The following is a 13389-nucleotide window of genomic DNA, read 5'->3' on the forward strand; positions in this document are numbered from 1 at the left end:
GCACCACCGATGTGCGCGCTTCCGCACTCAACAACTGACGCCGGCGGACCCATTTCGAGGTTCTCGGAGGCAGATGCCGTCCCGACACCACGAAAGGAGAAGTCATGGGAAAGCTTGAGGGTAAGGTTGCAGTCATCACGGGTGGATCGAGCGGCATGGCGCTGGCGAGCGCCAAGCGGTTCGTTGAAGAAGGCGCCTATGTTTTCATCACGGGCCGGAGACAGGAGGCGCTGGACGAGGCCGTCAAGCTGATCGGCCGGAACGTGACCGGCGTGCGCGGCGACGCGGCCAATCTCGACGACCTCGACCGCCTGTTCGATACAGTCAAGCGGGAAAAGGGCAGGATCGACGTCCTGTACGCGAGCGCCGGCACGGGCGAAGCCGTCCCACTGGGCGAGATTACCGAGCAGCACTTCGATGCGGCCTTCGGCCTGAATACGCGCGGCACGCTGTTTACGGTTCAGAAGGCGTTGCCGCTGTTCAACGATGGCGGATCGATCTTCATGACCGGGTCAGTTGCTTCGGTGAAAGGTTTTCCTGGTTACAGCGTGTATGCGGCGAGCAAGGCGGCGCTGCACGCATTCGCACGCGGGTGGCTCAACGAACTCAAGGGCAGGAATATCCGGGTGAACGTGCTGCACCCGGGGCCGATCGCCACACCGATGCAGGACCAAGTTCTGACCGAGGAGGCGAAGCAGATGTTCGAATCCCTGATCCCGCGGGGAAAGATGGGGCGTCCTGAGGAAATTGCGACGGCCGCGCTGTTTCTTGCTTCCGACGATTCGAGCTTCGTGAATGGGGTGGAGTTGTCCGTCGATGGCGGCTTCTCGGCCATCTGAAATCGCGCCGGATCGCGGGAAGCGGCTGACCGGCGGGAACTAGCGTGTCCATGGTGGAACGACCACGCAAAGGTCGCCACACAGCGGAACGAATAACCCAGCGCCGTTGAAGGCCGGGGAATCAATACCAACACGGATCGGAGAAGCATTATGAGCTACGCAATTGTAGGATTCGGTAAGATAGGCCAGGCCCTCGCCCACGCCTTCGCCCGTAAAAACATCGACGTGGCCGTCGCGAGCCGCCGGCCGCCCGAGGCGTTGGCGCCGCAGGCTCGGGCGATTGGACCCACGGTCGTCGCCAAGTCGCTGCGGGATGCACTCGAGGCCGACACAATCATCTTGGCGGTCCCGTTCGGGGAGCATCGCGAGGTTGCGAAGGCTCTGCCGAGCTGGGAAGGCAAGATAGTCATCGACGCGATGAACGCGTTTCCAGTCCCTGAAGAGCTGGACGGTCTCCCGTCCTCCGCCTTCGTCGCGAAGGCGTTCACCGGCGCCAAGCTCGTCAAAGGGTTCAATCATCTGGTTGCGGCCACCCTGGCTGCCGATCCGATCGTCCAGGGCGGGCACCGTGTCGTCTTTCTGTCGAGCGACGACGAGGACGCGACCGCTCCCGTGGCGGCCTTGGCCAAACAACTTGGGTTCGCACCCGTCAAGCTGGGAAAGCTCAACGAGGGTGGCGCGCTGGTGCAGGCACGCGGCCGCACTTGGGGCCAGCTCATCTTCCAGGATTTGTTCAAGAAGGAGCAGTAATCGATGTACGACCATGTGACTTGGCCCAAGCGATATGATCCGAAAACGTCGGCCATCTACGCACTCAACGACATTGACGTGAAGGCGCCGCCTGAAGCGGTCTGGAAGCTGCTCGTCGAAGCCGAGAATTGGTCGAGCTACTTTCCCGCCGAGGATCAGGTCAAGATTCTGACGGGGGAGCCGGAACTGGCGCTCGGAACGCGATACAGCCGTGTGACGGTTGGATTTCCGATGAGTCTGGTCGTGACGGAATGCGAGCCCCTTCGCAGGCTCGCATGGGCGACGACAGTTGATGGCGACGAGACCGGCTCAAGCGCATACCATGGCTGGGTCATCACGCCTACGGACCATGGCTGCCATGTGCTGACTGAGGAAACGCAGCAGGGCCCCTTCTTCCTCGATGAGCTCGGGCGCAAACATCCCGGCGCACTCTACCGGTATCACCAAGACTGGGTCGAAAGCCTCGCCCACGCAGCGGAGGCGGAAACAGCGAAGACGACAGTGGATTGATTGCGCTTCCTATTTAATTTTTTGGAGATGAATGAGATGAATATCGAACTCCAAGGCCGCAAGGCCATTGTTACCGGATCCACCGCCGGTATCGGCCGCGCGACGGCGGAGGGGTTGGCGCGTGCCGGTGCATCGGTCGTCGTCAACGGCCGTGGAAACGCTCGGGTCGATGAGGCGGTGCGGCAGATGCGGCAGGCCTTCCCCGGCAGCGACATCTCGGGTATCGCCGCTGATCTTGCGACAGCGGAGGGGGCAAAGGCCTTGATCGCGCATGCGCCAGACGCCGATATCCTTGTGAACAACGTCGGTACAGCACACATCCGGAGCTACAACGGCGTCGAGGATATCGCAAATATCCCCGATGAGGACTGGCTTGACCTCTTCCAGTTGAACGTAATGAGTGGCGTGCGCGCGAGCCGTCATTACCTGCCGCGGATGGTGGCGAAAGGCTGGGGCCGCGTCGTGTTCATAAGTAGCGAATCCGCAGTCAACATCCCTAAGGAAATGCTCGACTATGGCATGACCAAGACCGCTCAACTCGCGGTCTCACGCGGGCTTGCCGAGGCGGTCGCGGGCACGGGCGTCACCGTCAACGCCGTCCTGCCGGGACCTACCCGCTCTGAGATCCTGGGCAACTTCATGGCGAAACAGGCTGACGCAAATGGAATCACGCAGCACGAAGCCGAGCAGGGCTTCCTGCAGGCGATGCGTCCGACGAGCCTCATCCACCGCTTCGCGACCACCGATGAGGTGGCCAACATGATCATCTACACATGCTCGGAGCAGGCTTCGGCGACCACCGGCGCGGCTTTGCGGGTGGATGGTGGCGTGGTCCGCTTCGTCGCGTAGCAGGACGACCAAATTGTTCCGTTCGCCAACTCGGGTCCGCTGTCGGCCAAGCTGCTGAAGCATGGCACGCTTAAGTCTACAGGGATCTGGCGCACGGCATGCGCACGGTCCACGCATTGCGGGAGCACTCTGAAACTATGCGAGGCACGAGAACGTATTCAGCTACGGCGCCGTCCCCGCTGTGCTCGGCGGCCGTGCGCTCGTCTCGTTGGTCCCGCCCCGGGGCTTAGACCATGATACAAATCCACGGAACATAATGTCTATTGTCCGAGGAATTGGATCGGCGCTCCAACCCCAATCCAAAGCATGTGCTGTGGACGGCGCGGTGTATCGATCCCTTTGAGCCTCTCTACACATAATCGAAGGTCTATCGCCGACCTGCAAAACGGCTGCTTGTTCTTGCAGAATCGCCCGCGAACTATCGCCTCCTATCGTTGACCAACAATTTCCGAATATATCCGACAGTACTCCAACCTCATTCCCACTCGATTGTTTTAAGTGATCGTAACGCATTGAATTCCCTGCACAAATTCTTTCTGCACGCAATGAAGAACCGTCTCCCCGATCCGTCAGAAATTTGCGCTCTTGAATTCAAAGGAGAATTTCGGCGATTCAAAATCTGCTCGGTTTCAGCGACTATCGGCATCGATTGGTCGATTTTCGACATTCTTTAGCTGTGCCTTCACGATCCCGTCGGCAAAAAGACCGTCACGGCTCGCAAGAGCCTGAACGACACGCAGTTCCTCTCATGCCTTGATCCGTCCCGGACTTACGCCTTGGCGGCGTTCTGTGCAGCCTCGAATACATCGCGTGCGGACGTCGTACCCGCTACGTGCTCCGTAAGCACGTGCACCAACGTTTTCGAGTGTCGTGCAAACGCTGTACCCCGCCATCAAAGCCTCTAGCTCGCTAATGGCGGCTTCCAAGCCAGAAGGGACATCAATCTGACCGGCCAAAGACGCCCCGCTCCACCGAGCGGGGGCGTCTCCCCTGTTAATCCCTGTCAGCTTGCCGGATTGCGTGCCATGACGATCCACGCCGCGCCGTCGATCATCACCGACCGCTCGCCGGGGAGGCCCGCGAAGGCGGCACGAACCGCGGCCGAGGCGCGGGCGCGGATGTCGTCGGGCTGATCAGCGAGAGCGCGCGACAGCGGGCCGACCTCGAGTGTCATCTCCACCGCGTCGTCGATCGCCGCGTCCCGCGTCCCCCCCTCGCCGAACGGGATGGAGGCATCGAATGGCGCGATAGCGACATCGGTGAAGCCAGCCGCCGTTAAAATACGCGCCACCCGCCCCTGGTCGCCAAACGAGAACGGGCCGGGCGCTTCGGGATCGGGCGGCGCCGTCGGCGGGACGATGCCCTTGATCGCGCCCATCGGCAAGCGCACCCAATCGTTCTCGGCCATGCCGCGCCAGCAGACGAAAGCGACCCGCGCGCCCGGCTTGAGCGCACGGCGCATATGAGCGAACGCCGCCGTAGGATCGTCAAAGAACATCACTCCGAAGCGCGAGAACAGGATGTCGAACGCGCCCTCGGGCAACGCGGTGCTGCTGGCGTCGGCCACCTGGAACAGGGCCGGCGTATCCTGCGGCGCTAGCGCGCGCGCTCTGCCGATCAGCGGTTCGGATATGTCCACGCCTAGCACATGGCCCCCCGCGCCGACGCGGGCGGCCAGATCCAGACTAGACGCCCCCGCGCCGCAGCCGACGTCCAGCACGCGTTCGCCCGTGGCGGGCGCGGCGGCTTCGATCGCGGCCTGGCCGAACACCGCCATCATGGCATCGAGCCGGGCCTGGTAAGCGACCCAGCGCTCCCCGCTTTGGCCATTCCAGTCGGCTACCTGATAAACATTTTTCTCTGCCATGCCATATCCTTGTTCTGATTCTTTCTTTGCTAGGCTCTCCCCTCAGGGGAGAGGGGGCCCGCGTTCCGTGGCACCGGCCCGCAACCTTCAGAATATGATAGCCCGCGGCAACCGGAGAAGGGAATCTGTGCTCTCAAACCAGCATCGACTGCTGGGAGAAGATGCCCGCCATCGCGCCGTGCGATGATGCCGTGGTGACCGAGGCCATGAGGGGGTTGGCGAGGTCGCCGGCGGCGTAGATGCCGGGAATGCTGGTTTCGCGGCGCTCGTCGACCTTGAGGACGATGCCGAGGGACGTATCGACCGTGGCGAGGCCCAGTGATTCATGCAGGCTTGCGGACGGCTTGTTGCGCGGATGGGCGAACAGGATGTCGACCGCGACATTGCGGCCGGTATCGAGATTGACGGTGGCGATATGGCCCCCGTGATGGGCGATCTCGGTGATCCGGCCATCGACGACAGGTATGTTGCGGCGCGCCAGATCGGCCCGGATATCGGGTGGAATGTCGTGACCATCGGCGAAGAGCGTCAACGTGTCGGTCCAATCGTGGTACAGCCTGACATAAGTATGCGACTGCGGGCCGGACCAGACGAGGCCCCAATGCTGGCCGGCGACTTCAAAGCCGTCGCAATAGGGGCAGGGTACGATGGACGTGCCCCAGCTTTCGGCAAAGCCCGGAACATCAGGCATCTGGTCGGCGACGCCATAGCTCAGGATCAGGCGCCGCGCCCCAAGGCTTTCGCCATCGCCAATGAGGACGGAGAAATCGTCGATGGCGCCGGAGACGCTGTCGGCCCGGGCACTGACCAGCCTGATCGTGGGATAACGCGCCAGCTGCTGCCGCGCCTCGGCCAGGATGTCCAGCGGTGGCTTGTGATCGTGACCGAGCAGGCCATGCGAGTGGCCGGCGAAGCGATTGCGCGGCAGGCCGGTATCGAGAACGGTGACCTTGCGGCGGGCACGGCCGAGCTGCAGGGCGCCGGCGAGACCGGCAAAGCTGCCGCCGATGATGATGACGTCATCCATGGTGATAAGCTCCGTGTTGTGGATGGAGGGGGTTGGGCCGGGCCTGGCGCGAAATATCGTCCAGCGATACGCGCTCGAGACGGGCAGCGAGCAGGGCTTCGGCATCGACGAGAAAGTCGCCCATCACTGTGTTGACCGGCCGGACAATGCCGCATTCGATATCGCCGGGCGGCCCGGGGAAACTTGATTTGGAGGACAGGTTGAAACCTATCCATTGGCTTGCACATTTCAGATACTACATGGTATCGTAATGCAAGAATTAGGATACTGTCAAGTACTGGAATTGTCGTGACCGAAAACAGCCAGGGCCGGCGCGGCCGGCCCGCCAACGAGGCGCTTGGCCAAACGATAGTCGACGCCGCGTGCGAACTCTTTGTGGAATTGGGTTTTCAAGCGACGACATTAGACAAGGTCGCCCAGCGGGCGAAGATATCCAAGCTCAGCATCTATCGGCACTTCGAGAACAAGGAGGCGCTGTTCAGCGCGGCCATCGCGGCCCGCTGCCATCAGTTTGCACCACAGGCCCTTTTTGAAGGCGTCGACGGTTCGGCCGAAGATCAGCTCATGGCGGTGGGATCATCCCTGCTTCGCACGCTGTTGAGCTCGGACGTCCGCAGTGTCGAAGCCATGATCATGGCCGACAAGACGAATCAAAAGTCGTTAAGCAAGCTCCAATACGAAGCCGGCCCCGCCCATGTCATCGCCCAAATCGAGGCCCTGTTGCGTCAGTTGCACGCGAAGGCGGTTCTGAACGTGCCCGATCCTCTCCGGTCCGCCCGCTTGTTTGCCGCGCTTTTCAAAGGATCCGATCTCCTGATTATCGCACACTTCGATCAGGCGAGAGCAGAGGACGACAACGAAATCGAATCCTATTGCCGGTCGGCCGTCGCCATGTTCATCGCCGCGCACGGTGGCAACGACCACGCGGGCGGATAAGCATTTGATTGCTCCGGGCAGCTTGGCCGGGACCGTCGTCCAGGCGCTTCGTCATATTGGGCCGGCGCGCGCGGCCGAGCTTGCACAGATCGCGGCACCTCATCTTTCTCCCAACGATAAAAAGACGCTCGCATCTACCGCGGTCCAAGCTCCCGCCTGGATGCGGTCGACGCTTCTCTCCATCGCAGATCCGGCAGCAGTCGGGACAACATTTGATAGGTGATGCGACGGTGCCATCCGACGATATGCGATCGGGTCCGGAACATCGATCGGTACCGCAGCCAAAGCTGAAACTATGTATGTCGATAACTAAAGTACCGTCAGCGCGGAAATGTCATGCTACGGGTAATTTTCGTTATATATTTCAAAGCGTTGACACACAGAAAAGTACCGTCAAACCCTAAAAAGGAATGACGGTACTTTTTAGAATGCTCTGTCGGATACAAAAGCACCGTCAAAAGTACCGTCAGAGTGATCTGCTACAAGCTGCGAGCCGCGCCAGGCGCTCCGATAAACTTAACGATTTCAATGGCTTGATAGGTTTGTCAATTCCATTGATAATGTGCCCTGGCTAGCAGTCTGCCCTGCCCGCAAATCATTGTATTTTCTGCGAAATTCTACGCTAGAGCCGCCTATCATCGCCGTTTCCCTCACTCCCACTCGATCGTTTTGAGCCATGGTAACGCGTTGACGCGGCAGCACAAACTTTTCTGCACGCCCTAAAGAACCGACTCTGCGATTCGTCAGAAATCTGCGCTCTTGATTTCAAAAGGGAATTTCGGCGATTCGGGATCGGCTCGGTTTCGGCGACTATCGACAACAATCGGTCGATTTTCGACAGCCGCGCCGCAACAAGCCGCGACCCACTGGGGACCAAAAAAAGGACCGTCAAACACGGCCGAACGGTCCGCACGGTAGCGCCCGGCATTCGCTCGTCGCCGTGGCGTGCCTCACTTGCCGTATGACGCAAGGAACACCCGTACGCCGGCCGCGGCGTGCCGTCGAAGCTTCGCCGGTTTCGGAATCGACTCGTCACCCAACAGCATGGCCCTGTTCAATGGCTCGCCCATAATCAACCAATTGAACTGGGAAGCGGCGACGGCCGGATCATCGATCGCAAGCAGGCCGCGATCAGCCAAGCGCTCGAACAACACTGCCATCGCCGCAATTGCGCGCCCGGGTCCGCCATCGAAGAGCGCCTTTGCCAGTTCTGGGAAGCGGCCGACCTCGCCGATCACCAGACGGCGCAGCTGCATGACGCGCGGCGTGAGTACAGTGGTAAGCTGTCGGTACGCATAGCGCTGAAGATAATCGGCAATATCTTCGCCCTCGGCGAGTTCGGGCATTTTACTGTGGACCCTATCGCTGGCTCGATTGGTCACGCTGCTCACGATCTCCACGAACAGCATCTCCTTGTTCGGAAAATTCTTGTAGACGGTCTGTTTCGACACCGCCGCAAGCGCCGCGATCTCGTCCATATTGGTGGCCAGATAGCCCTTTTGCAGAAACACTTCTGTCGCCGCCTCGAGGATGGCCCGCCGCTTTTTCGCCGACCGGCCGTGCGGTTCGAGTTCTTCTGAAACACCTGCTGAACGCGTCGTGGTCATGCTCCTGGCGTGTCCGCTGCCGATTGATTCATGGTACTGGACCGTCTAGTTTGATTTGGACCGAGATGCAATGGGGAGAGATCGACAATGCACATCCAGTTCGCGGAGCTTCCGGTGTTCGACCAGGAACGCGCCAAGGCGTTCTACATCGATCACCTGAACTGCCGCGTCGTCGCCGATCAGCCAATGGGCAATGATGGGTGGCGATGGATCGAACTCGGATTTCCAGGTGCCGAAACCACCCTCCACTTCCTAAGGCGCAAGGACGAAACACCATCTGAGGGGCCCGTCCTCGTGCTGGTTGACAACGAAATCGAAGTCACCGTTCAGAGACTCAAATCGCGAGGCGCCGAGATCATAGCAGAACCGCGCCCCGCGCCATGGCAACCGGGGCGCACGATCGCGGAATTTCGGGACAGCGAGGGCAATCGCATGATGATCACCAGCAGATGACGCACTCACCTATCATGACCGCAACTTGCTCTTGCGGTGGCGTCGAACTCAAAGCCTTTGGCAGGCCGATCGTGAGCAGTGCCTGCTACTGCGACGACTGCCGGAAGGGAGCTGATCAGATCGAAGCTTTGCCAGGTGCTGGCGCCATACGCGATCCCGATGGCGGCACCGCATACATCCTCTATCGAAAGGACCGCATCGAGTGCTCCAAGGGGGCCGAATTGCTGAGGGGTTACAAGCTTAAGGAAACTTCAGCCACGAATAGGGTCATCGCCATGTGCTGCAATTCAGCGATGTTAATGAACTTCGATAGAGGTCCGCATTGGGTCTCGGCATACAGAGCGCGGTTTCACGGAGAACTCCCGCCACTGCAGCTGCGGATTTGCACTAAGTTCAAGTCGGACAGCGATGTCATTCCTGACGACGTGCCGAGCCACCGGGGTTATCCTCTAGGGTTCGTCGTTAAACTTTTGGCATCGCGCGTGGCGATGTTGCTAGGTCGATAAACCGGCCGCCAGCCTGCGCGATAAGACATTCAGATAGGTGCGCAAATCGGATACAGCCTTGCCGCTCAGGGTTCAGGCCTGAACGAATTTCTGTAGGCGATCCGCCACGATCAGCCCTGCCCGGCTGTTCAAGTGCACGCCGTCGGTGTGAAATAGCCAGCCATTTACGCGGGCGACATCATCCGGACGCTGCCGCAGCACCAGTACGCGAAAAGCATCGCGATAGAATGGAAGAAAGTTGAACGCCGTGTAGGCCCGGCCAGGCGAGGCGCGAACCGCCTCGGTGAGCGCCTCATGGAGCGGGACATAGCCGCAGCGTTCCTCGTGCGCGATGGCCGCCACGATCGCAGAATATTCCTTGATCCGCCGGTTGAGCTCGCTCTGGAACGGGTCGTCCGAATCCGGCGCTTCTCCTATCGGAGGGAGCGAGCAAAGGCCGATGTCCGCCGCCGTCTCGCGCTTCAGCCTGCGTGCTATCTCGGCCAGATTCTCGTGGAACCAATCGGGCGAAGGCGTGCGGGGCAGACGCTTCCAAAACGTAAAGAACCGCCGCACTTTGCGTGACACGAGCGTGAGAACATCATTCCCGCCGACCCAGACGATGACCTTGTCGGGACGACAGGCGAGCACATCCGGCAACCGCTGCAGCGCGTTGTAGGCCAAGTCGCCGCCGACGCCAAAATTCCGGAACTCAAATTGCCCGTTGCCCGGCCGCCGGCGGAGCTCCGCCATCCAATCGAATGCCTGGCCCTTGCCCGCCGTGCTGCTCGACCCGAGGCACGCCACGATTTTTCGTTGAGGACGCACCATCGTAACTCCGCCAGGCCAGAAGTGAGAAATCGTCGCCTTATGCTCTTCCCAAAACGGCTGGCCCAGTCATGAGTTTCAGGTCGGATTCCGCGGCGTTTTCCAACATCCATGGACAGGCATAATAATCTTCGATGCGATCGATGACGCGACCGGCGACATGGACACGAACCGGCCACGCGACCTGCCACCGGTCGCCTCGCTGGAAGAGCACGATCAGGACAGGCTCTCCGTCGATCGCCCCCAACACCATGGTCCACGTCTCCGGGTTTCGCTCGTATTCGACGAAATAGGGAGAACTTCTGAGCAGGCCGTCGAAGCAGTCGGCGACCCGCAACCGAGCATCGGCGCTGGTGAGGCTCCGCACGCCATCCCAGTCATGGCGGTTGAAGAGGTCAACATAGCGCTGCAAGAGCCGCGCGGTGTCGGGATCAAGCGGACGGTTCGGTTCACCGGCAGGTTCAGGGGGCAAGTCGGCGAGCTTCGCCCGTCCGCGGGAGAGCGCGGATTTGACGCCCCCAACCGTCGAGTCCACGAGTTCTGCGGTCTCTTCCAGCGAATAGTCGAACACGTCCTTCAGGAGGATGCAGGCGCGCTCCTTGGGCGGCAAGCGGCCAACCAGCCGTTCGATGGCGCGGCGTGCATCGGTCGCTGCCGGCTCTGCAGAGACAACGCCGATGTCGTCCGAATAGGCGTGCTCCGCGCGCTCGCGCACATCGCGTCGCCTCAGAAAGTCGATGCAGCGATTGTGAGCGATGCGAAACAGCCAGGGCTTCAGCCGGCGGGCATCGTCGAGGGTCTCAATCTTCGTGTAGGCCTCGAACAGCGTCTCCTGCACGAGATCCTCACCGTCGAGGCGTGAGCCCGTCATGCGGGCGCAGTAGCGATGCAGTTGGGCGCGGACGCCTGACACCGTCTCGAGGAAGGCGCGATATCGCGCATCGAACAGGCCGGTCGGTCGCTCGGGCATGTCCTTCAGCTGCCACATCTTGGTTTCAATTTGCCAGTCATGCGACCTCCTGACCTTCAGCGCGTGTTGCCGCGGTTGCGGCCAGACCAAGCTTGGGGCGAACCCATTGTGCCGACCGCGCGATCGCGTCGTCGGCTTCGGGCGCGCGCCCAGCCATCATCTGGAACGAGTGCAGCATCCCCGGAAATACGTCCAGGCGCGCCTCGACGCCGGCGGCCTTTGCGCGATCGGCAAGCGCTCGGCTGTCGTCGAGCAGGGTTTCGTCTCCACCCACTTGCAGATAGATCGGCGGCAGGCCCTTCAGATCGGCAAAGATCGGGCTGGCGAGTGGATGCCGGGGATCGGTCCCTGCAAGGACTTGCGATACCAGCATATCCACGACCGCCCTCTGGAAGAAGGCGTCCTTCTCGCGGTTGCTTTCGTAGGAGTGCCCGCTCGCCGACAGATCATACCAGCCAGAGATGCTGAGAATCGCGGCCGGCAGCGGCCGCCCCGCATCGCGGAGTTTCATCGCCGCCGCAACGATCAGGCCAGCACCAGCGGAATCGCCTGCAGCTATGGTGTGCTTCGGCGCGACACCCTGCTCGGCGAGCCATTCGAACGCGGTCACGGCCTGCTCGATTTGGCGCGGAAACTTGCTCTGGAAAACGTAGTCGTACGTAGCGAGCAGAGCGTAACAGCCGATCGCCTTAGCAAGGTGTCCGACCATCTTGCGATGGGTCCAGATCGATCCGCCGACATAGCCACCGCCGTGCAGGTAAAGCATGACCCGGTCTTTGGCCGCCGTTTTTGGCTGAACCCACAGCGCGGTCTTGTCGCCGAGGTTGGTCTCGACGTAATCGACGCCGCCCGGTTCTGCCGTCAAAACGGACCACTCGGATGCTTCCTGTGGCGATTCTCGACCGCTGCGCCAGGCCTCCGCAAGCGTTTCGTAGTGTATCTTGTTCGCCAGGCTCTGCTTGCTGTTCATGTCACGCTCCAATTCGTCCAGGAGGGCGATGTCAAGGATGACCGTGCCCATGAACAGCTAAGACGGATGAACCCAGCGAAAGGATACGTGGCCGGCAGATGCAACGCCTCGCCGGTGGCAGTTGCCGCGGACCCCGGGTGTCAAACCCAGCAAGGCTAGGCTGCTCCACCCTTCTCTGTGGGACGTTCGTTCCAGACATTCGCCGATCGGCCAGATGCTTCGTCTATGCCGTCGCCGGGTGGCCGGGGGCTGGGACTATTGACTATTATCGCCGAGCCAACATCGCCTTAAACATGCTGCTCTATCCTCTTCTACTCCGCAGTACTCCTCGTCACTCCCACTCGATGGTGCCTGGCGGCTTGCTCGTCACGTCGTAGACCACGCGGTTGATGCCGCGTACCTCGTTGATGATGCGGGTGGCGGCTGCTCCCAGGAATGCCATGTCGTAATGGTAGAAGTCTGCCGTCATGCCGTCGACCGAGGTGACGGCGCGCAGCGCGCAGACGAACTCGTAGGTGCGGCCGTCGCCCATCACGCCGACGGTCTGCACCGGCAGCAGCACGGCGAAGGCCTGCCAGATGGCGTCGTAGAGACCGGCCTTGCGGATCTCGTCGAGATAGATGGCGTCGGCCTCGCGCAGGATCTCCAGCTTTTCGCGGGTGATGCCGCCCGGACAGCGGATGGCGAGACCGGGACCGGGGAACGGATGCCGGCCAATGAAGCTGTCGGGCAGGCCGAGCTCCTTGCCGAGCGCCCTCACCTCGTCCTTGAACAATTCGCGCAGCGGCTCGACCAGCTGCATGTTCATGCGTTCGGGCAAGCCACCGACATTGTGATGCGACTTGATGGTCACCGACGGGCCGCCGCTGAAAGAGACGCTTTCGATGACGTCGGGATAGAGGGTGCCTTGTGCCAGGAAATCGGCGCCGCCGAGCTTCTCGGCCTCCTCCTCGAACACTTCGATGAACAGCCGCCCGATGGTCTTGCGCTTCTTCTCGGGGTCCGACTCGCCCTCGAGCGCGCCGATGAAACGGTCCGAAGCGTCGACCAGGATCAGCGGCAGATTGTAATGCTGGCGAAACATCTCCACCACGCCTGATGCCTCGTCCTTGCGCATCAGACCGTGGTCGACAAGGATGCAGGTGAGCTGGTCGCCGACCGCCTCATGGATCAGCAAGGCCGCGACCGAGGAATCGACGCCGCCCGACAGCGCGCAGATCACCTTGCCCTTGCCGACCTGTTTGCGGATCGTCTCGACCGCGTGCTCGCGGTAGGCGCGCATCGTCCAGTCGCCTTCG

The 13389-nt window shown here is 61.2% G+C and carries 14 protein-coding genes and 2 pseudogenes; 9 read left to right on the plus strand and 7 right to left on the minus strand.

The window, feature by feature from the left end:
- Positions 1–104: 104 nt before the first annotated feature.
- From X773_RS51415 to X773_RS78065, 5 genes and pseudogenes are all read left to right on the plus strand, one after another.
- Positions 105–839, plus strand: coding sequence for an SDR family oxidoreductase (locus X773_RS51415; RefSeq protein WP_023676197.1), 735 nt, complete (start codon positions 105–107; stop codon positions 837–839).
- A 120-nt stretch (positions 840–959) separates the two neighbouring features.
- On the plus strand, positions 960–1589 hold the full coding sequence (locus tag X773_RS51420; protein WP_280952096.1) for an NADPH-dependent F420 reductase: 630 nt from the start codon (positions 960–962) through the stop codon (positions 1587–1589).
- A gap of 3 nt (positions 1590–1592) precedes the next feature.
- On the plus strand, positions 1593–2099 hold the full coding sequence (locus tag X773_RS51425; RefSeq protein ID WP_023676199.1) for an SRPBCC domain-containing protein: 507 nt from the start codon (positions 1593–1595) through the stop codon (positions 2097–2099).
- A gap of 36 nt (positions 2100–2135) precedes the next feature.
- Positions 2136–2948, plus strand: a complete 813-nt coding sequence (locus tag X773_RS51430; protein ID WP_023676200.1) for an SDR family oxidoreductase — start codon at positions 2136–2138, stop codon at positions 2946–2948.
- Positions 2949–3055: pseudogene (locus tag X773_RS78065) on the plus strand (alpha/beta hydrolase); the annotation flags it as partial.
- A gap of 896 nt (positions 3056–3951) precedes the next feature.
- On the opposite strand, the gene X773_RS51435 reads toward X773_RS78065, so the two are convergent.
- Both X773_RS51435 and X773_RS51440 read right to left on the minus strand, forming a co-directional pair.
- Positions 3952–4815, minus strand: a complete 864-nt coding sequence (locus tag X773_RS51435; RefSeq protein ID WP_023676202.1) for a class I SAM-dependent methyltransferase — start codon at positions 4813–4815, stop codon at positions 3952–3954.
- A 133-nt stretch (positions 4816–4948) separates the two neighbouring features.
- The gene (locus X773_RS51440; RefSeq protein ID WP_023676203.1) at positions 4949–5842 is read right to left on the minus strand and encodes an NAD(P)/FAD-dependent oxidoreductase; all 894 of its coding nucleotides are present in this window, start codon (positions 5840–5842) and stop codon (positions 4949–4951) included.
- On the opposite strand from X773_RS51440, the gene X773_RS51445 reads away from it, so the two are divergent.
- From X773_RS51445 to X773_RS78070, 3 genes and pseudogenes are all read left to right on the plus strand, one after another.
- Positions 5841–6029 carry a hypothetical protein gene (locus X773_RS51445; RefSeq protein ID WP_023676204.1) on the plus strand — a complete coding sequence of 63 codons (189 nt, stop codon included), beginning with the start codon at positions 5841–5843 and terminating at the stop codon, positions 6027–6029. The two genes, X773_RS51440 and X773_RS51445, sit on opposite strands and share 2 nt — an antisense overlap.
- 101 nt (positions 6030–6130) lie before the next feature.
- Complete coding sequence (locus tag X773_RS51450; RefSeq protein WP_023676205.1) at positions 6131–6778, plus strand: TetR/AcrR family transcriptional regulator; 648 nt, start codon at positions 6131–6133, stop codon at positions 6776–6778.
- Positions 6771–7001: pseudogene (locus tag X773_RS78070) on the plus strand (hypothetical protein); the annotation flags it as partial. The gene X773_RS51450 and the pseudogene X773_RS78070, both read left to right, overlap by 8 nt.
- Positions 7002–7728: 727 nt before the next feature.
- Here the strand turns inward: X773_RS78070 and X773_RS51455 are convergent.
- Positions 7729–8385, minus strand: coding sequence for a TetR/AcrR family transcriptional regulator (locus X773_RS51455; protein WP_023676206.1), 657 nt, complete (start codon positions 8383–8385; stop codon positions 7729–7731).
- Between the two features lie 87 nt (positions 8386–8472).
- On the opposite strand from X773_RS51455, the gene X773_RS51460 reads away from it, so the two are divergent.
- The gene (locus X773_RS51460; protein ID WP_023676207.1) at positions 8473–8838 is read left to right on the plus strand and encodes a VOC family protein; all 366 of its coding nucleotides are present in this window, start codon (positions 8473–8475) and stop codon (positions 8836–8838) included.
- Positions 8839–9416: 578 nt separating this feature from the next.
- Here X773_RS51460 and X773_RS51470 read toward each other — a convergent pair.
- From X773_RS51470 to guaA, 4 genes are all read right to left on the minus strand, one after another.
- Positions 9417–10154, minus strand: coding sequence for a GDSL-type esterase/lipase family protein (locus X773_RS51470; protein WP_023676209.1), 738 nt, complete (start codon positions 10152–10154; stop codon positions 9417–9419).
- A gap of 37 nt (positions 10155–10191) precedes the next feature.
- The gene (locus X773_RS51475; protein WP_198023550.1) at positions 10192–11139 is read right to left on the minus strand and encodes a sigma-70 family RNA polymerase sigma factor; all 948 of its coding nucleotides are present in this window, start codon (positions 11137–11139) and stop codon (positions 10192–10194) included.
- 19 nt (positions 11140–11158) lie between these two features.
- A complete protein-coding gene (locus X773_RS51480; RefSeq protein ID WP_023676211.1) occupies positions 11159–12091 on the minus strand; it encodes an alpha/beta hydrolase in 933 nt (310 codons plus the stop codon).
- Between the two features lie 331 nt (positions 12092–12422).
- Positions 12423–13389, minus strand: a 967-nt coding sequence (guaA, locus tag X773_RS51485) for a glutamine-hydrolyzing GMP synthase (RefSeq protein WP_023676212.1), incomplete at its 5' end; no start/stop codon positions are given.

The organism is Mesorhizobium sp. LSJC280B00 (assembly GCF_000502835.1).
GTDB lineage: Bacteria > Pseudomonadota > Alphaproteobacteria > Rhizobiales > Rhizobiaceae > Mesorhizobium.